At 56.6% G+C, this 18,983-nt stretch carries 18 protein-coding genes; 14 read left to right on the forward strand and 4 right to left on the reverse strand.

Annotation, left to right across the window (positions count from 1 at the left end; genetic code table 11):
• Window positions 1–54: 54 nt before the first annotated feature.
• Window positions 55–942, reverse strand: a complete 888-nt coding sequence (locus PMI31_RS10685) for a LysR family transcriptional regulator (protein WP_008018022.1) — start codon at window positions 940–942, stop codon at window positions 55–57.
• Between the two features lie 264 nt (window positions 943–1,206).
• Here PMI31_RS10685 and PMI31_RS10690 point away from each other — a divergent pair, with 264 nt between their 5' ends.
• Both PMI31_RS10690 and PMI31_RS10695 read left to right on the forward strand, forming a co-directional pair.
• Window positions 1,207–1,776, forward strand: a complete 570-nt coding sequence (locus PMI31_RS10690; protein WP_008018024.1) for a hypothetical protein — start codon at window positions 1,207–1,209, stop codon at window positions 1,774–1,776.
• A gap of 37 nt (window positions 1,777–1,813) precedes the next feature.
• The gene (locus tag PMI31_RS10695) at window positions 1,814–2,710 is read left to right on the forward strand and encodes an N-acyl homoserine lactonase family protein (RefSeq protein WP_008018026.1); all 897 of its coding nucleotides are present in this window, start codon (window positions 1,814–1,816) and stop codon (window positions 2,708–2,710) included.
• A 62-nt stretch (window positions 2,711–2,772) separates the two neighbouring features.
• Here PMI31_RS10695 and PMI31_RS10700 read toward each other — a convergent pair whose 3' ends face one another.
• The 3 genes from PMI31_RS10700 to PMI31_RS10710 form a co-directional block, all read right to left on the reverse strand.
• Window positions 2,773–4,050: an OprD family porin gene (locus PMI31_RS10700; RefSeq protein ID WP_008018028.1), complete on the reverse strand. Its 1,278-nt coding sequence runs from the start codon at window positions 4,048–4,050 to the stop codon at window positions 2,773–2,775.
• Window positions 4,051–4,182: 132 nt separating this feature from the next.
• Entirely contained in the window at window positions 4,183–4,977 is a 795-nt protein-coding gene (locus tag PMI31_RS10705) for an enoyl-CoA hydratase-related protein (RefSeq protein WP_008018029.1), read from the reverse strand.
• 37 nt (window positions 4,978–5,014) lie between these two features.
• Entirely contained in the window at window positions 5,015–6,184 is a 1,170-nt protein-coding gene (locus PMI31_RS10710) for an acetyl-CoA acetyltransferase (protein WP_008018030.1), read from the reverse strand.
• 147 nt (window positions 6,185–6,331) lie between these two features.
• Here PMI31_RS10710 and PMI31_RS10715 point away from each other — a divergent pair, with 147 nt between their 5' ends.
• From PMI31_RS10715 to PMI31_RS29445, 12 genes are all read left to right on the forward strand, one after another.
• Window positions 6,332–7,438 (forward strand): phosphotransferase family protein, encoded by a 1,107-nt coding sequence (locus PMI31_RS10715; protein ID WP_008018031.1) that lies wholly within the window; start codon window positions 6,332–6,334, stop codon window positions 7,436–7,438.
• Window positions 7,439–7,448: 10 nt separating this feature from the next.
• Entirely contained in the window at window positions 7,449–8,624 is a 1,176-nt protein-coding gene (locus PMI31_RS10720) for an acyl-CoA dehydrogenase family protein (protein WP_008018032.1), read from the forward strand.
• Window positions 8,621–9,409 carry an SDR family NAD(P)-dependent oxidoreductase gene (locus PMI31_RS10725; RefSeq protein ID WP_008018033.1) on the forward strand — a complete coding sequence of 263 codons (789 nt, stop codon included), beginning with the start codon at window positions 8,621–8,623 and terminating at the stop codon, window positions 9,407–9,409. Before PMI31_RS10720 ends, PMI31_RS10725 begins: the two co-directional genes overlap by 4 nt.
• A gap of 14 nt (window positions 9,410–9,423) precedes the next feature.
• A complete protein-coding gene (locus tag PMI31_RS10730) occupies window positions 9,424–10,611 on the forward strand; it encodes a CaiB/BaiF CoA transferase family protein (protein WP_008018034.1) in 1,188 nt (395 codons plus the stop codon).
• Between the two features lie 53 nt (window positions 10,612–10,664).
• Entirely contained in the window at window positions 10,665–12,311 is a 1,647-nt protein-coding gene (locus tag PMI31_RS10735; RefSeq protein WP_008018035.1) for an acyl-CoA synthetase, read from the forward strand.
• On the forward strand, window positions 12,295–13,032 hold the full coding sequence (locus tag PMI31_RS10740) for a FadR/GntR family transcriptional regulator (protein WP_043302335.1): 738 nt from the start codon (window positions 12,295–12,297) through the stop codon (window positions 13,030–13,032). Before PMI31_RS10735 ends, PMI31_RS10740 begins: the two co-directional genes overlap by 17 nt.
• Before the next feature lie 7 nt (window positions 13,033–13,039).
• Entirely contained in the window at window positions 13,040–13,753 is a 714-nt protein-coding gene (locus tag PMI31_RS10745) for a nitroreductase (protein ID WP_008018039.1), read from the forward strand.
• A 20-nt stretch (window positions 13,754–13,773) separates the two neighbouring features.
• Entirely contained in the window at window positions 13,774–14,535 is a 762-nt protein-coding gene (locus PMI31_RS10750; protein ID WP_008018040.1) for an SDR family NAD(P)-dependent oxidoreductase, read from the forward strand.
• 230 nt (window positions 14,536–14,765) lie between these two features.
• Window positions 14,766–16,073 carry an MFS transporter gene (locus PMI31_RS10755; protein WP_008018041.1) on the forward strand — a complete coding sequence of 436 codons (1,308 nt, stop codon included), beginning with the start codon at window positions 14,766–14,768 and terminating at the stop codon, window positions 16,071–16,073.
• Between the two features lie 190 nt (window positions 16,074–16,263).
• Entirely contained in the window at window positions 16,264–17,520 is a 1,257-nt protein-coding gene (locus PMI31_RS10760; protein ID WP_008018042.1) for a 3-isopropylmalate dehydratase large subunit, read from the forward strand.
• A gap of 9 nt (window positions 17,521–17,529) precedes the next feature.
• Window positions 17,530–18,042, forward strand: coding sequence for a hypothetical protein (locus PMI31_RS10765; protein WP_008018043.1), 513 nt, complete (start codon window positions 17,530–17,532; stop codon window positions 18,040–18,042).
• A 26-nt stretch (window positions 18,043–18,068) separates the two neighbouring features.
• The gene (locus PMI31_RS29445) at window positions 18,069–18,929 is read left to right on the forward strand and encodes an isocitrate lyase/PEP mutase family protein (RefSeq protein WP_008018044.1); all 861 of its coding nucleotides are present in this window, start codon (window positions 18,069–18,071) and stop codon (window positions 18,927–18,929) included.
• Window positions 18,930–18,983 lie beyond the last annotated feature (54 nt).

The raw sequence follows: 18,983 nt of genomic DNA on the forward strand, positions 1-18,983 counted from the left end.
TCAATCAATGCAACTTAAGCAACAGGGCAAGAAAGAGGGTCTTGCTAAAATGTGTTATGTAATCGTCCAGCACAAGCCTTTGACGCGGCTGCTGAGGAAGTCATTAAATACTTTGATTCGCGGACTTAAGTATTTACGGTTCGCGTAAATCAGACTGACTGATTCTTTTGTTCCGATATAAAACTCGGACAGCACAGGGACGAGACGACCTTGACGAATATCCTCGCCAATATGAAACCCGGCTAATTTGACGACGCCCGCCCCTTGCAGCGCCAGATCTCGCAACAGGTCACCCTGGCTGAATGACGTGCGACTGCGGAACGGCACCTTGATCAAGCGACCGTTTTCCCGAAACGACCAGGCGCTCCACTGACTATCGAAACTGAACCCGAAGCACTGATGCTCCAGCAAGTCCTGCGGATGGAGCAGAGGCGCCTGACGGGCCAGGTATTCGGGTGAAGCGCACACAATCCATTCATTGTCATTCAGACGTTGCGCCACCCGCGAAGAGTCAGGCAAGAACCCGCTGTGAATCGCCACATCCACCCCTTGCTCGAACAGATCGATGTATTGCGGCCCCAGCTGAATGTCGAGATCAAGGAGCGGGTAAGTGGCGAGAAATTCAGGTAGCCACGGCATTATCTGATGCTTGGCGAACGTGGTCATCGTATGCACGCGCAGCATGCCACTGACCCTGGTGGGCAATCGCTCGGCCAGTGAGTCCGCCTCGCTCATGGCATCGACGACGGCCAGTGCACTTTTGAGGTACGCCGCGCCCTCCTCCGTCAGCAGCAGTGCCCGAGAACTTCGCACAAACAATCGCACCTGCAAGCGATCTTCCAGTCGTGAAATCAGCTTGCTGACGGCCGAGGGGGTCAGATGGCCGGCACGGGCCGCCGCGGAAAAACTGCCATGTTCGGCCGCTCGGATGAAGGCGAGCATTTGGGAATAGTTGTCCAGATCTCTCCTCCTTCTCTTATTAGTTTCGACGGCGGTGCCGGCGGCTTTGGGAGCACATGGGCTTAAACTATTACATCTCTGAATCCGTGGATACGCCCGGTTATTCACACCGGATGTGAATTTTGTTCACAGGAAAAACCCAGGGATATCCATCAGCCAGTCGATTAGCTGCGATCAGTTTTATGCGTTTGCCAAGGGGCCGGGCCGCTCAAATACTCAAGCGGATTACAATAAGAGAGCCCCCACATGTTTGATGCTATGCGTTCGCAAGACTCGCCTTACTCATTGTCGTTCAGTCAGGACTGTATGGAGGGTCGCCTGGCCCCCTTCGGCGATGAAGCGGTTCAGCCTATACCCGTCCCATCAGACCGCTCGTTGGTGCATGTCACCGATGAGCTCAATCGTTACGTCGCCTTGATCGAACATCCTTATGGGCAGCTCAATCGGGTCATTGCGCAAATGGCTGGCTTGCTAATTCTCGGGCATGCCCGCAATGGCTTTTCCACCTACGCGCAATTAGCCAAAACCCCGGAACAGGCGCTGATCGAGACCCTGGATTTACTGAACCAACTCAATGTTCCGCCTATGGGGTTAACGCATTTCAAACACCTTTCACTCGCGGCCAGAAACCTGCTTGACCTCTCTCGGGCCTTGCATCGCAACATCAATAACGCTGCTGTTTTCAAAACGCGCGCCCCCGGATGGCTGAGCGAACTCAACAAGGCCAACGCACTCTTGCGCTGCATCGCCATCCCGCACTCAGGGCTTATGCCGGTGGACCTGCAAAACACCTGTTTTTGTTGTTCGCAGCAGTGAAACCACAGTCAATCAAAGACCAATAAAAGAGGCTGTCATGTCCCCCTACTCGATCTGGATTCTCGAATACGCCCACATCCCTGACTTTCCAGTCAGCGGTATCAAATACGGCATCCATAACGAAGGTGTTCGAAAGTTGCCGTACTGCTACGTGCTGATAAAGGGAAATGGCCGGACCATTATGGTGGACGTCGGTTACAACCATCGTGACTATGGCCAGGCCCTGGCTGGGCAGTTTGGCGTGACTAACTGGCATTCCGCGCGAGAGGTTCTGGCTCAGTGCGATGTGACCCCCGAAGACATCGATACCGTGTTTGTCACACACGCTCACTTTGACCATTTCGGTAACACCGATGCTTTCCCCAATGCGCGGTTCTACCTTCAGGAACGTGAACTGTCGAAATGGATCTGGGCCATGGCCCTGCCGGATCGACTGAGCTGGACGCGCACGGGGCTTGATCCCTCGGACATTCTCCGTGCAGTGGAACTGGCCCGCCAAGGACGGCTGATTTGCGTAGATGGCGAAATGGAAGATGTAGCGCCTGGCATTGATCTACGCGTTGCGTTCGACAGCCACACCTTCGGCTGCATGTGGGTACATGTGCGCAACGATCTGGCAGCGGTCGCTCATAACAGCTGGGTGTTGGCCGGAGACCTTGTGTACGTCTACGACAACATGGTGGCCAATCCGCAGATCATCAACAGTGATATCACTGGAACGCTAGACTACCGTCCCGTTGGCCTGGCGCAAAACAGCAACACCAACTTGGTGCTGGCGACCGAGGAAATGCTCAAAGCGGTCGACTATGAAGTCAAGCGAGTCATCCCTGTACACGAAGACCGTTTGAGTGAGGTTTTCCCTACCCGCGTGACGGACAAAAACCTGCGGATCATGCAAGTCTGTCTGGCAGAGGGTGAACAATCTCGCGTCTGATCACGCCGGCCTCATTACAGACAAAAGCCGTCTAAAAAGACGGCTTTTTTATGTGTGTAGCGCTATTTCAACGCCAGGCTGTAGCTGAAAATCAAGCGATTTTCATCGGTGTTGCGCGTGTAATTGGAGCGCTGAGTCGCGTTCAGCCATTGCACTCCGACATTCTTCAGCGGACCGTCCTGCACGACATAGGTTATGTAGGTGTCGCGTTCCCACTCCTGGCCTTCCTGATTCATGTTCACCACCCTGGCTTGGTCACCCTGCACATAGACCGTGGTGAACGTCAGCCCAGGCATTCCCGCAGCGGCAAAGTTGTAGTCATAACGCGCGCGCCAGGAGCGTTCCCTGGCGCGGGAGAAGTTACTGACCTGCAACTCGGTGAACAGGTAACTGACCGTGCCGTCAATCAACGGATAGGCTGTATCGCCCCACTGTTTCTGATACCCGCCACTGACGGTATGACCGTCGATGGAATACCCGATATTGGTGCTGAGCGCCTGGTTATCTACATGGCCTCCCAGTGCCGCACCAGCGTCGCTGCCATCAAAGTAGCGTAGCTCTCCCAATAGACGACCAGGGCCCAATGGCGTGTTGTATTTGAGGCCCACGAAACCTTGTTGGTAGATGTCCTGGAGTCGGCCGAAATGCAAACTCGCCAGCAGATCCCGGGTGATTTGATAGTCGGCCGCGGCAAACTTGAAATCGTCAGAGCGCGCCGCGCTGGAGTACTGTCCGGATTGGCTGGTGATTCCCATTTTTTCAAAATCGGTAGAGTCGCGTTGCTTCACTTGACTGATATGGCCCAGGTTCAACGTCAGGTTTCCGATGGCCTTGCTGGTCAGTTGCTGGCCTTCAAAAGTCTGGGGGAATAGACGACTGATGTTTGGCTGTATCACCGCGATGCCTGCGGGTTGGAGGCTACCGACGAATAGTTCGTTGCTGTCAAAGAGGCGCGCCTTGGCCGTCAATCCCAACTTCGAGTAGTCATCAGCAGCGCGTTTGGCGTAGGGCTTACCTGGATCATCGGACACAGCCTGGCGCGCCAGTATGCCGGTACCCGAACGCTCAGGCGCAGAGTCAAGCTTGATGCCGAGCATGCCGATTGCGTCCAGTCCGAACCCGAGCGGCCCATCGGTATAACCGGATTGGTATTTCATAACAAAACCTTGTGCCCACTCCTCGGCCTTGGAGGGCCCAGTGCCGTCTCGGTAATCGCGATTGAAATAGTAGTTTTTGGTACTGAAATTCAAGCGGCTGTCTTTGAGAAAGTCGGCTTGGGCCAGGGCCGGAACCGCGGCCACTATGCCCGTCAAGCAGACAACATTCATTCTCGGAGTCATGTTTTGTATACCTGTTTTATTGTTATGGGTACGTCGTATATGAATAAACACACTCGGTTTTCAGACGTGCGAAACCGTCAGGCCAGATCTGAAGATCCGGCCTGTTCGCTTTAACAGAGGTCTTATTGCCTATCAGCGATGCCGAAAGACTGGCAATCGTTTCTCAACGAATGCGCGGGCACCCTCTTTCTGATCCTGGGTCGCGAACAACGAGTGAAACGTGCGACGTTCGAAACCGAGCCCTTCGCTCAATCCGGTTTCATACGCTCGATTCACACACTCTTTAAGGAGCAACAAACTCGGTAATGAACGCTCGGCAATTTTCTTCGCAATCGCACTGACTTCGTCCAGCAACTGCCCCGTGGGCACCACTCTCGATACCAGTCCGATAGCCTCGGCTTCTTCGGCACCGATCCGACGGCCCGTCAGGCACAGATCCATGGCTTTTGCTTTACCGACCCAGCGCGATAGACGCTGAGTTCCGCCCGCACCGGGTATCAACCCCAGAGATATCTCCGGCAACGCGAAACTGGCGTTGTCTGCGGCCACGATCAAGTCGCACATCATCGCCACTTCGCAGCCTCCGCCCAGCGCATAACCGGCCACCGCAGCGATCATGGGCTTACGGCAGCGGGCAATTCGGTCCCATTCGCCGAGAAAATTATTGACGCTGGTTTGCGGGAATTCCTGATCGAGCGCTTCCAGAATATCTGCCCCCGCAGCGAAAGCCTTGTTGCTGCCGGTCAAGACAATGCAGCCGATGCTTTCGTCTTCTTCAAAACAATCCAGCGCCTGGGAAATTTCCAGAATCATCTGGGTGTTCAATGCATTCATTGCCTCGGGACGGTCGAACGTGATCCATCCGACCCGTTCGCTCCGTTTTACGCGCACGTAATTCAAAAGGCCTAAGGCCGCGATGTCTCCCATTCCAGTCTCCTGCGTTGATCGGCTGCGTCAGCCGTGCTTATCGGGTACGTTCGAGAATGCTGACGTAATTGACCACGGCGGCTCCGCCCATGTTGAAAATTCCGCCCAGCCGCGGTGTATCGGCCAGTTGCAGGCCCGGTGATTCGCCGGCCAGCTGCATGGCGGTCATGACGTGCATGGACACCCCGGTCGCGCCGATCGGATGCCCTTTGGCTTTCAAGCCACCGGACAGATTCACCGGTAATCGCCCACCCGGCTCTGTCCATCCTTCCAGAATGGCCCGGGCGCCCTGACCTGGAGGGGTGAGCCCCATCGCCTCATATTCGATCAGTTCGGCAATCGTGAAACAGTCATGGGTTTCAACGAAATCGAGGTCGTCGAGTGCCAGCCCGGCCATGCCCAGCGCAGCTTGCCAGGCCTTGGCAGCACCCTCGAAGCGGGTAATGTCTCGGCGACTGATCGGCAGGTAATCATTGACTTGTGCCAGCGCACGAATGCTGATCACCCGCTCTGTTCGTGCCGCCATGTCGTCGCTGACGAGCACCAACGCCGCAGCCCCGTCAGACACAAGCGAGCAGTCCGTGCGACGCAACGGAGCAACGACATAAGGGTTGCCGGTGGACACCTGGTGACAGAAATCCACGTCCAGGTTTTTACGCAAGTGAGCCAATGGATTGAGACTGCCATTGCGATGGTTTTTTGCCGCGATGTGGGCAAGTGCCAGGGATTGATTGCCATAGCGGGCGAAATACTGCTGGGCGATACCCGCGAACAACCCGACGAACGATGCCTCGGGGCCGCCCTCCTGGGCTACGTAACTGGCCGAAACCAGCGCCTTGCGCACGACGTCTTCAGCGACCGCAGTCATTTTCTCGACGCCAACCACCAGAACCACCTTCGCCTGGCCGGACATGATCAGGCTGGATGCCTGTCTTACCGCTGCGGAACCCGTGGCGCAGGCATTTTCCACTCGTGTCGAAGGCTTGTAGCGCAAGCCGGGGTCGGCCTGCAGAACCAGGGACGCCGGAGATCCCTGAGGATCCAGCCCCTGGTTGAAGTGCCCGATGACAATCTCATCCACATCCAGAGCTTCAAGACCCGCATGTGCCAAAGCGTCCACAGTAACCCGCGTAATCAGCGATTCAAGCGTGTCATTCGCTAGCTTGCCGAAGGGGGTGTGAGCCCAACCTATGATATTGCCAACCATTTCAGGTTCTCCGTCAATCGTCATTTCAGTCCGACAATATTCTTAATCGGTATCGTGAATATGCGCAACAGGTGATTATATCGCTTGACGATCATTTTTCGGTCCGACAATAATCCTCCAAAGCTCAACATCTGGAAGACAGCAGTTATGGTCGAGATCGGATTTACTCCCACTGTCCGGCGTCAATATCCCGAGGGCGTTGCACTGAGGTCAGAGTTGGCAAGCCAGGCGCTGGACTGGCCAACCATCGAGCGTTATCTCGCTGGCCATCGTTTGCAGATGGATCCCGGGGTCGCCCCTCGACAATTGTCGGGTGGCCTGGCGAACCTGAATTTCCTGGTACGCATCAACCACAACTGGATGGTGCTGCGTCGCCCTCCAGCCGGTCCGTTACCGCCGGGCGCTAACGACATGCAGCGTGAGCACCGGATCCTTTTTCGACTCTGGAGAACATTCGCATTGGCTCCGCGCAGCCATCACTTCTGTTCTGATGCCGCCATCGCCGGTGCGCCGTTTCTTTTGATCGACTATCGCGCCGGACTTTCTTTGCGCGGGGACAGCATCCAGCCACTGCCTGCGACCGAAAACACAGGCCATCAACTGTCAAATATGCTGGTGGAAACGCTCGCGCAATTGCATGCGGTCGACCTCGCCAGTGTTGGGCTGGAAGCGCTCGGTCACCCGCAAGGCTTCTTCAGGCGTAATACACTTGGCTGGATCAAGCGCGCGCAATTGATTGCCAATGGCAGCTTGAGCTGCCCTGCCCAAACCCTCGCTCAATGGCTGACCGATGTCCCCGACCCTGCAGCGGGCAAACCGGTTTTGCTGCACAACGATTTCAAGCTGGACAACATTCTGATTGACCCGCAAACCCTGCAACCCCGCGCCATCGTTGACTGGGACATGGGCACCCAGGGCGATGCGTTGTTCGACCTGGCCACGCTCCTGAGCTATTGGAGCGAACCGGACGATCCTTCCTGCATGCACCGTCTGGCGCAAATGCCGACGCTGCAACCGGGCTTTGCCAATCGCGAAGCAGTCGCTAATACCTACAGCGCGCTGACCGGACGCGGCCTGGAAGACTTGAAGCCCTACCGGGTCCTGACGATGTTCAAACTGGCCGTAGTGTTTCAACAATTGCACCGCCGCCACCTGCTCGGTGAAACCAAAGATCCGCGTTACGCCGACTTCGGCCAACTGGCCGAAGACCTCTTCGAATTCACCCTTACTATCGCTAACGATAAAATTCTCTGAGGACGTTGCTATGGACTTCACGCTGCCCGACTCACTCGTACAGTTGCGAGACAAGACCCTCACTTTCATTCGAGAGGTGGTCATCCCCTACGAGAAAGACCCGCGGCGCACTGCCCATGGGCCCAGCGACGAGTTGCGCAGTGAGCTGATCGCGCATGCCCGCGAAACAGGCTTGCTGAGCCCCCATGTTGACACTTCTTTGGGTGGCCTTGGTTTGCCGCACATTGGCCGCGCCGTGATTTTCGAAGCGGCGGGTTACTCGATGCTGGGGCCCGTGGCGTTGAACTGTGCCGCGCCCGATGAGGGCAACATGCATTTGATGCAAGCGGTCGCATCCACTGAGCAAAAGGAGCGCTGGCTAAAGCCTTTGGCAGAAGGCAAAACACGTTCTTGCTTTTGTATGACCGAACCTTCACCGGGGGCTGGCTCTGATCCGACACTGCTCAAGACCACGGCAATCAACGACGGCGACGATTTCGTCATCAATGGTCGTAAATGGCTGATCACCGGTGCGGACGGTGCGGCGTTCACCATCATCATGGCCCGCACGATCGTGGACGACGTGGATGTCGGTGCCACCATGTTCCTGGCTGACCTGCCCAATCCGGGTTTTCGCATCGAACGCGCGCTGGACACGCTCGATTCATCGTTCACCGGCGGCCACGCTGAAGTCAGGCTGGAGAACATGCGGGTGTCCAAAGCGGACGTGCTTGGCGAAATCGGTGAAGGGTTTCGCTACGCACAGGTACGCCTCGTTCCGGCGCGCCTGACCCACTGCATGCGTTGGCTGGGAGCTGCGCAAAGGGCCCACGATATCGCTGTGGCCTATGCGCAGAAACGCGAGGCCTTTGGTCATCCTATCGTCGCTCACGAGGGTATCGGCTTCATGCTGGCCGATAACGAGATCGACTTGCACACCACCCGCTTGAGCATCTGGCACACAGCCTGGTTACTCGATACCGGCGAACGCGCCAGCGCGCAAAGCAGCATGGTCAAAGTGCATGCTTCGGAGGCCATCTGGCGAATCGTCGATCGTTGCGTACAAGTGCTCGGCGGTATGGGTGTCACCGCCGATACCGAAGTTGAGCGGATCTTTCGTGATGTCCGCGCATTCCGGATCTATGACGGTCCGTCCGAGGTGCATCGCTGGAGTATCGCTCGTCGTCTGGGGAGGACTGCCCAATGAACCAGGCCCTTCTTACCCCTGCGACCGTGTTCACAGACCTCGCGGATAAAGTGGTGATCGTCACCGGCGGTGGCCGCGGACTGGGGCGCTCAATTGCCGATGGGTTCGCGAAGCAGGGTGCCACCGTGATTCTGGTGGGTCGCAATCTCGAGCAATTGAATATCGCCGCCAGCGAAATTGTTGAGGCCGGTGGCAAAGCCGTTGCTTTTGTGGCTGACATCGCCGATGAAGACAGCGTGTCGACCCTGAGCAAATCAGTGCATGAAACCTACGGCAGGATCGACGTTCTGGTGAACAACGCGGGTATCAACCCTTGGTACAAGTCTGCAGAAAAAACCACCCTGCAGGAGTGGCGACAGATTCTCGACGTCAACCTCACGGGTGTGTTTCTTACGTGCAAGCACGTCGGGCAATTCATGCTCGACGCAGGCCAGGGTTCGATCATAAACATCACCTCAGTGGCGGGTCGTGTCGGCTTGGCTAAAACCACCGCCTATTGCGCTGCCAAGGGCGGCGTCGAAATGTTGACCCGCCAATTGGCCCTAGAGTGGGCACCTAAAGGCATACGAGTGAATGCCGTTGCACCCGGCTATTTCGCCACTGACCTGACTGAAGGCCTGCGCACCCATCCGGTGCTTGGGCGCCGGGTGTTGGATCGCACCCCCATGGGACGTTTCGGCGAGCCACAGGAAATTGTGGGCGCCAGTCTGTTTCTGGCCTCTTCGGCAGCCGCCTATGTCACCGGTCATTCACTGGCCGTTGATGGCGGCTGGACGGCGTGCTGAGCGAGGAATCGACGATGAAACCTGAAGGTATGGCCCTTGAAGGGTTGAAGATTCTGGACCTGACCCGTTTGTTGCCGGGAGCGTTCTGCACGCAGATGCTGGCCGATCTTGGCGCCGATGTGATCAAGGTCGAACAGCCGCTGACCGGGGACTACAACCGTGCGTTTACGCCACTGAACAAAGTGGAATCCGGTTCCTTTCTGCTGCTCAACCGCAACAAGCTAAGCGTCACGCTCAACTTGAAAAGCGAACCGGGCAAACAGATCCTCCTCGACCTGGTGCGTGAGTCGGACGTTTTGATCGAGGGTTTCCGTCCCGGGGTGATGCGACGCCTGGGACTGTCCTACGAGACATTAAGTGAGATCAATCCACGTCTGGTCTATTGCGCCATTTCCGGCTACGGCCAGGATGGTCCCGACCATCTGAAAGCCGGGCATGATCTCAACTACATGGCTGAGGCCGGTGCATTGCAGCTATTCGGTAGGGCCGGTGAAGGGCCCATTGTGCCAGGGTTGTCGATCGCTGATGTAGGCGGCGGTTCACTGATGGCCACCACTGGCATTCTTGCGGCACTGCACGCCCGTCACCGTACAGGGAAGGGCCAAATGGTGGATGTGTCGATGCATGACGGGGCGATTTCCTGGCTGGCCCTGCATGCGGCCGACCTATTGTTCGCTGACATCGAACCCAGAGGTGGCGAGCGCCCTTTTATCGGCCAGGCCCCTTGCTACAACGTCTACCTCTGTGCCGATGGCAAGTATCTCGCGCTGGGGCTGATAGAGCAGCATTTCTGGCTGCGTTTTTGCGAGCATCTGCAACTGGATCAACTCAAGGATGAACAATGGCCAACCGGCGACCGCTGCTTGTTGCAAAAGCAAGTACTGGCCACTTTGTTCGCCACCCGGTCTCGTGATGCCTGGGTAGACACTTTCAAGGGTATCGACCTGCCTGTCGGGCCGGTGCTCGATGTCGCCGAAGCCCTCGACGCACCGCAGGCACGTCATAGACACATGCTTCAGCACATTGAACACCCTGTAGAAGGCTTGATCCCGCAGCTGGGATTTCCGGTCAAGTACTCGATGACACCCTGCTCCCTGAGGAGTCCGCCGCCACTGCTCGGTGAACACAATGAACGGGTACTTGGTGCGCTTGGCTACAGCAGCGCGCAACTTGATGAGTGGCGACGAACAAAGGTGATCTGATCCCGCTCAATGATGCTGAAGAACAAGAATAATGGAGCTCGAGGAGAACAATCATGGCCCGCAATATGGTTCATTACACCCAGACCTACCGGGACTTTCAATGGGCGCTGCCGTCGACTTTTAACTTCGGCACAGACGTTGTCGACCGCTACGCGCGTGAAGCCGATGGTCCCGCACTGATCTGGGCGAATGCTGCAGGCGAGGAAATCCACCTCTCCTATTCCGACATGTCACGCCTCACCGACAGGTTCGCTTCGGTGCTGGCCAAACGCGGCATACGCCGAGGCGATCGGGTGTTGATCATGCTCCCGCGCATTCCGGACTGGCAGGTGGCGATGGTCGGCTGCCTGAAGTTGGGCGCGATCCCGATCCCTTCCGTTGAAATGCTCACCCGCAAGGACATCAATTACCGCGTCCGTCACGCCGAGGTGCGCGCCGTGGTGGTCCGGGCCGAACATGCGGAAAAGTTCGTCGATGTGCTGAATGAAGTACCGGTCAGGTTATCGCTGGGAATCGCCGCAGGTTTCGAATCCTGTGAGAACGCGATGATCGAAGCCGACGGCGCCTTCGAACCCGCCGTGTTGTCTTTGGACGATCCTGCCATTCTGTATTACACCAGTGGCTCCACCGGAGAGCCCAAAGGCGTATTGCACCCCGCGCGCAGTCTATATGCCTGGCGCGAAGCTGCGAAATACTGGCTCGACCTGGATCGCAGCGATGTGATCTGGTGCACCGCCGACGTCGGTTGGAGCAAGGCCGGTACGTCTATCCTGTTCGGCCCATGGAGCGCCGGGGCCTGCACCTTTTTCTACGACGGCCCGTTTGATCCCGCGCAGCGCCTGGCGTTACTGGCCAAGTACAACGTCAGCGTCTATTGCGCGCCCGGCACCGAGCTGTTTCGGGTGGTGGATGAAGATGTGGCTAGCTTCGACCTATCGCGGCTGCGCCACACCGTATCGGCCGGCGAGCGACTCAACGCCTTTGTGGCCGAAAAGTGGCACAAAAAAACCGGCATCCAAGTCATGGAAGCGTTCGGCCAGACCGAAACGCTCATGACCCTGGCTAACTATGCCTGCATTCCGACCCGTGAAGGTTCGATGGGCTTGCCTTTGCCGGGCAGCGATGTCGATATCATTGACGCGCAAGGGCGACGACTGCCTCGGGGCAGTGAAGGCGATATCGCGGTGCGCGTCCCCAATCCGCTGCTGATGCTTGGCTATTACAAGGACGAAGCGCGTACCCGCGAGTCGTATATCGAGGCGGACGGCGAGCGTTGGTTTATCACGGGAGACATCGGAAGCCGAGACGCGGACGGATACTTCTTCTACAGTGGCCGGCGCGATGATGTCATCAATTCAGCGGGTTACCGCATCGGCCCAACCGAAGTTGAAAATGCCCTGCTCTCTCACCTGAGTGTCCTTGAATGTGCGGTCATTGGAACGCCACATGTGGAACGGGGTGAAATCGTCAAGGCTTTCGTAATACTGCGTCCGGGTACAAAGCCAAGTGAGGAACTGGTCCGACATCTGAAAGAACACGTCAAACAGATGACCGCTCCCTATAAATATCCACGCGCCATTGAGTTCGTCGACGCGCTGCCCAAGACCCAGACAGGCAAGATCCAGCGCAGCGCACTCAGGGCACTTGAAAAAAAGAGACTCACCCTTGAAGAACAGTCCATCCATGGCACGTCCAGTTAATAGCGACCCGACAGAGTCCAGCTTCCGCATGGTGGCTCGAACGATCGAGCAGCGGATTATCTCCGGGGAAATTACGCCCGGGGACATCCTGCCGGCAGAATCCAGGCTTGCGGAACAGCTGGGCGTCAATCGTTCGACCATTCGCGAAGCCATCCGCGTGCTGGAACAGAACGGGTTCGTCAAAAGGGAACCGGGACGACGCAAGCTGATTACCTCGATTCCCCATTCGGGAGATATTTCCCAGCGCCTCACCGCGACCATGGTGCTGAACCAGGTGACGTTTGAGGAATTGTGGGAAGCGATGTACGCCCTGGAGCCTGCCGCCGCAGCCGCCGCGGCGGTACGCGGCAACGACGAGGACTTCGCCGCCATCGAAGCCAATCTCGCCGCGACACGCCAGGCGTTGGAGGACAGCGCCAGCCTGGTGGAGTTGGACATCGAGTTTCACGAATTGGTCGCCACGGCCACTCGCAATCGTGCCATTCAAATGGCCCGTGCACCGTTGAGCACGCTGTTCTATCCGCCTTTTTACGCGGTGATGTCACGTCTTAATGCGGGCCAGCGGCTTTTGACCGCACATGAGCAGATATACAAGGCGATTCGTGCCCATGACGCAGCGAACGCCCGGGAGTGGATGGAAAAGCATATCCAGGATTTCGAGCGTGGGTACGAACTGGCGAATCTGAACATGGCCAGCCCGGTGCTGATGCCAGAACGATGAGGTCACCATGGATACAAAGCAGCCGCCCCTGAAGGCGCACGACGCGGAACTCAGTGCCCGGCAGGTCATTACGTCCCGTCGCTCCGTGCGCGCGTTTTTGCGAACCCCGGTACGACGGGAAACAGTCGAGCAGGTGCTGGAACTCGCCGCGCGCGCACCGAGTGGTTCGAACGTCCAGCCGTGGCAGGTGTGGGTGCTGACCGATGCGCCGTTGATCAATCTCGGTCTTGAGCTACAGGCGTTGGCACTTGCCGGCAGCTCCGATCAAAAGGAACAACCACAAACCCATCACGTCCGTGAGCCCTATCGCTCCCGGCGGCGAAAAGTCGCGCGGGATCTGTACGAATCACTCGACATCACCCGAGATGACACACAGGGAATGCTCAGGCAAACGTCGCGAAATTTCATTTTTTTCGACGCCCCGGTCGGTCTGTTTTTCACCATTGATCGAGACCTAGATAGCAACCGCTGGCTCGATTACGGCATGTTTTTACAGAACATCATGCTCGCGGCAAAAGCCTACGGGCTGGACACCTGCGCCCAGCAGGCCTTTGTAAAATACGAGGCCGTTATCGCCCGTCGCCTGGGCCTCGCCGACAGTCAGAAACTGGTCTGCGGCATGGCGCTCGGCTACGGCGATTTGACTGCCGCGGAAAACACATTTGTTGCCGAGCGTGCACCGTTGCAGGCATTCACGCAATTCGTCGACACCTTGTACTAAACCAACCCGGGAGCGAGTGGATGGATATCGTCAATAAAGTAGTGATTGTCGCGGGTGGCGGCTCAGGCCTTGGCCAAGCCACGTCCATGGACTTGGCCGAACGTGGAGCCAAAGTGGTGATCGTGGACCTCAACGAACAAGCCGTAAACCAAGTGGCTCACGCCGTCGATGGCATGGCGGTCGCTTGTGATGTGGCCGATGACGACGCTTCCCGTGCCGCCATGCAACGAATCATAGATACGGTGGGACTGCCCGCGGTGCTGGTCAATTGCGCGGGTGTTGCGCCGTCTGCGCGGATCATCTCCAAAAAAGGTCCGGCATCGTTGAGTGATTTTGAGCGCGTCATCCGCATTAACCTCCTGGGCACCTTTAACTGGTTACGTCTGGCGGCGGATGCGATGAAAGACAACATCCCCGACTCTGACGGCGCACGCGGCGTCATCATCAATACCGCCTCGATTGCTGCCTACGAAGGCCAGATCGGCCAAAGTGCTTACGCCGCATCCAAAGGAGGTGTGGTGTCCCTGACCCTCCCGGCGGCCAGGGAGCTCGCCCGATATGGCATTCGGGTAACTGCCATTGCCCCAGGTTTGTTTGGCACGGCGATGCTTGAATCGATTGATGAAGAAATCAAAGATCGACTCATCGCTGACATTCCGTTTCCTCATCGCTTCGGAAAGCCCACCGAATACTCCGCGATGGTACGGGCAATTATCGAAAATCCGATGCTGAACGGCTCGGTGATACGGCTGGATGCGGCATTGCGCATGCAAGCGCAGTAAGCCCTCGCACGCAACGTCATCACCCGATTCGGATGGCGCTTAAACATCGCATTAATCAGTTATTCGATAGACACCTTTAAATACTCACAAGGCCGTGAACTTGAGAGTTTGACGCTTTAACTAGTGAAGGAGTTCGTACACCCGAAAAAAGCAGCCACTGATTTAAATCATTATTAAACCAGCGTTAATGCTCTCTCGTTCTTCCAATAATAATTGTCGGAGACAAACTAATGCACCCTGAAAACGCCATCGGACACGCCGACCTACTAGATGCCACTTATCGAAAAATAACCTGGCGCTTACTTCCCTATCTGTTTGTCAGCTACGTATTTGCCTACCTTGACCGGGTCAATATAGGGTTCGCCGCCGTACAGATGAAGGCCGACCTTAACTTCTCGGATGCGGTATATGGCTTGGGCGCGGGAATGTTCTTCGTCGGTTATTTCATGTGTGAGATACCCAGTAATCTGTTGATGAACAAAATAGGCGCACGTTTGACCATTGCCCGAATCATGATCTGTTGGGGACTGGTGTCCTGCTGCACAATGCTGGTGACCAGTTCGACATCGTTTTACCTGGTGCGATTGCTACTCGGGATCTTCGAGGCCGGGTTCGCGCCAGGGGTCCTGCTGTATCTGACGCTCTGGTATCCGCCTGCCCGCCGGGCGCAAATGGCTGCTATTTTCCTCAGCGGCGCCGCCATTGCAGGCGTTGTTGGGGCACCGATTTCCGGATGGATCCTCGACGCGATGGACGAAGCCGGCGGCCTGCACGGCTGGCAATGGCTGTTCATGATGGAAGGCGTGCCTTCGGTGCTGCTCGGTGCGTTGGCACTGTTGTTGTTACCTGATCGTCCTTCGGCCGCAACCTGGCTCTCGCATGAAGAAAAAGCTCAGGTTACCGCCAGGCTTGCTACGCCGACATCGAAAGCGAGCCACGACTTCATCGACGCGCTTCGCGATCCCGTGATCTATTACATCGCTATCGCGTGGTTTACCGTTATCTGCGGGATTTATTCGGTGTCGTTCTGGATGCCGATGCTCATGCAGGACGCCGGTATCAAGACCTCAACCGAAATCGGACTGTGGTCGATCATTCCTTACGGAGCTACGGCCATCGGCATGGTGCTCGTTTCGCGACACTCGGACAAAACCATGGAGCGTCGTTGGCATGCGGCTGCCTGCGCTTTGTTAGGAGCAGTAGGGCTGGCTCTATTGCCAATCGTCCATGGCAGCTTTCTGTTGACGATGTTGTCGTTGACCCTCGCCAGCACCGCGGTGTTTTCGGCCATGCCGATCACATTGGCAATGCCCATGTGCTATTTATCCAGCAAAGCTGCGCCGGGCGGCATCGCATTCGTCAACACCATCGGCCTGCTCGGCGGCGTGGTGAGTCCGTACATGCTTGGCCTGATCAAAACCAACACCGGCAGCCTGGATAACGGTCTGTTCGTCATCGCTGCGATGCTCCTGATTGGCGCCGTGTTATTGGTGGGTTTTGTACGTCTTGAACCGCGGATCACCGCCGTGGTGGCCTGAGAACTTCGCTGAATTCTGCGAAAAGACAACTGCATCGAAGGATGCAGTTGTCACGTTTAAACTCCGGTCTTTAATTTATCAATCAGCCCGGTGACTAGCTGCAATAAGAATTATGCGTTTGTCTGCCCGGGCCAAAAATCAAATACTTCATTTAATCCCTTATATTTTATGCTCGTGCAGGAGTATTCCGATGGGCTACACCATGACAGAGAAAATACTGGCCCGAACTGCGGGCCTGGCAACAGTCAATGCTGGTGATGAAGTTCAAGTAAAACCAGACTTCGTACTGGCATACGACTTCCCGGGTTACACTGATCGCTACTTCAAGGAAATGGAAAGCGAGTTCCAGGTCATACAAGTAAAAGAACCTGCGCGCTTTGGTGTTTTTATCGACCATATGATTCCCGCTATTACGCCGGGCGAAGAACAATTCCACAAAGAAACCCGCGACTGGGCGACTCGTAATGGAGTTGAAGTGTTCGAGCGTCGGGGTATCGGCCATCAGGTCGCGGCGGAAGTCGGCTATGCCGTACCGGGCGCATTGGCGGTGCATTTCGACCCGCATATTTCACAACTGGGCACCTTCGGCACACTCGCCCTGGGTATTCACCGCAACATGCTGGAAGCCTATGTTCAGGACACCGTTTCCCTGCGTGTGCCCGAGACGGTACGTATCGACTTCAATGGCCAATTGCAGGCAGGCGTGATGGCTCGCGATGTGCTCAATTATCTGGTTAAAACCCTGGGACCCAGCGCGTGCCAGTTTTGTGTAATGGAACTGGCAGGGAGTGGGCTCGCCAGCCTGTCGGTGGAAGGCTTGCAGACCATCACCGGGCTGGCCATGTTCACCGGGGCGATTTCCGCGATCGTCGCACCGGATGCCGTGAGGCTCGATTATGCCCGTTCCAGGTCGCGCAAAGTGCTGGAACCGGTCTACAGCGATGCGGATGCTCGCTACCGGGCGGTCCACACCATCGACCTCGGCACCATCGAACCCTTGATTGTGATTCCGCCCAGCTCCGCTGGAACCCGCGATCTGACTGACTATCTCGGTCTCGAGGTGCATGTCGGCTACCTCGGTTCCTGTGCTTCTGGCCGTCTCGAAGACCTGCGCATTGCTGCGCAAATTCTCAAGGGCCGCACGCTGGCGCCCGGGTTTTCACTCTACGTGGTGCCCACCAGTCAACAGATCATGGCGGCCGCAGCTAAAGAAGGGTTGCTGACCACACTGGTCGAGGCCGGCGCATTCATCTCCTCGCCCAGTTGCGATTATTGCTACGGGCGCATCGGAACCATGAATGCAGGACAACGCGCAGTCTCCACCGGCACCTTGAATGTTCGCGGGCGGATGGGCAGCTCCGACTCCGAAATCTATCTGTGCAGTGCTGCTGCCGTGGCGGCGGCCGCCATTGAAGGCAAGGTTGCCGACCCTCGTCATTACCTTTGAGGATTCGTCATGAGTTTGGTCAATTTGCGCGGCCGCGTCGCCTATGTATTTGAAGAAGAAAATTTCGATATCGATCAAATCGTCGGCGTCAAAAACATCCGGATAAGCGATGCCGAGGTGTTGGCCAAGGTGGCCATGAACGCTTACGACGAGCACTTTGCCGAGCGTATGCGGCCGGGTGATCTGTTAGTCGGCGCAGCCAATTTCGGCTACGGCCATCCGCACTATCCGCCAATGATAGCCATGCGCAAGCTGGGCATAACAGCCGTCATCGCAGAATCTTTTTCCCCGGGTTACTGGTGGGGCGAAATGGCCGAAGGCTTCGCACAAATCGAGTGCCCGGGTATCACCCGACTGGTGAGCCGCTGGGATGAAATAGAAGTGGATTGGAAAGAGCACCGGGTCATCAACCTCAGTCGAGGCACTGAACTGATTTTCAAGCCATTCAGTGCCTCGGATTTATTGGTTCTCGAGGCTGGCGGGCTCATTCCTTACCTCAAGCTGAAACGTCAATGCCCCTAGCGCCGTCCCTTTACAGGAGAGTTGAAATGCATGCAAAGAAAGGCTTTTATCCGCTGACCGAGGCCTTCAGCGGTCCAAAGGCGTTAGTGATACCTGGGGCCTATGATGCCTTGAGCGCCATGCTCGTCCAGGCGGCAGGTTACCCGGCAGTCTACGTTGGCAGCTATGCAACAGCCGCAGCCGGATTCGGACTTGCCGACGTCGGCGTGTTGACGCTCGAGGAGTTAGCCCGTCATGCCAAGTCTGTCAGTAGCGCCGTCAGCGTGCCGGTGATTGCCGATGCCGAGGGCGGTTTTTTCGACCCTGCCAATATCTGGCGAACAGTACAGGCGTTTGAAGAGGCTGGCGTGTCGGCCATTCACATTGAAGATCATGCCGGTGGTAAACACACTGATCTGGAACAAAAACTGGTTCCGCTTGAATTGATGCTACAGCGCCTGCAAGCAGCCTTGGATGCTCGACGCAACCCTGAGTTCTTGATCATTGCTCGAACTGACGCCATCTGGGCCACGCATGATGTCGACGAATGCGTCGAACGTTTAAAAGCATTCGCCAATATCGGGATCACCCACTTTTTTGCCAACGGTGCAGATCCTGCGACCCTGCGGAAAATTAAACAGAAAGTTCCCGGCAAGTACATCGTGATCAATCTACCCAGCGTTCGTCATCGTGATGAATGGGACGGCGCAGCGGATCTAGTCATCGATTATGGCTTCTGCCTGCTGGCAGTGACCAAGGCGCTTCAAGTTGCGCTGAAACAATACAAGAGCGATCCGGATGCGGATCGATCGGACGTGCTTCTCGAAGACTTCGAAACCTTCGAGCGTCGTTTGGGATATGCCGATTTCACCGAACGCGCCCTGCGTTATACAAGCAATGAAAGCTGATCGCCCCATACACCATCGAACTTGTCCCATCCGATGGTCGACACTGTCGGAAGG

It is taken from the genome of Pseudomonas sp. GM55 (genome assembly GCF_000282395.1).
GTDB lineage: Bacteria > Pseudomonadota > Gammaproteobacteria > Pseudomonadales > Pseudomonadaceae > Aquipseudomonas > Aquipseudomonas fluorescens_CC.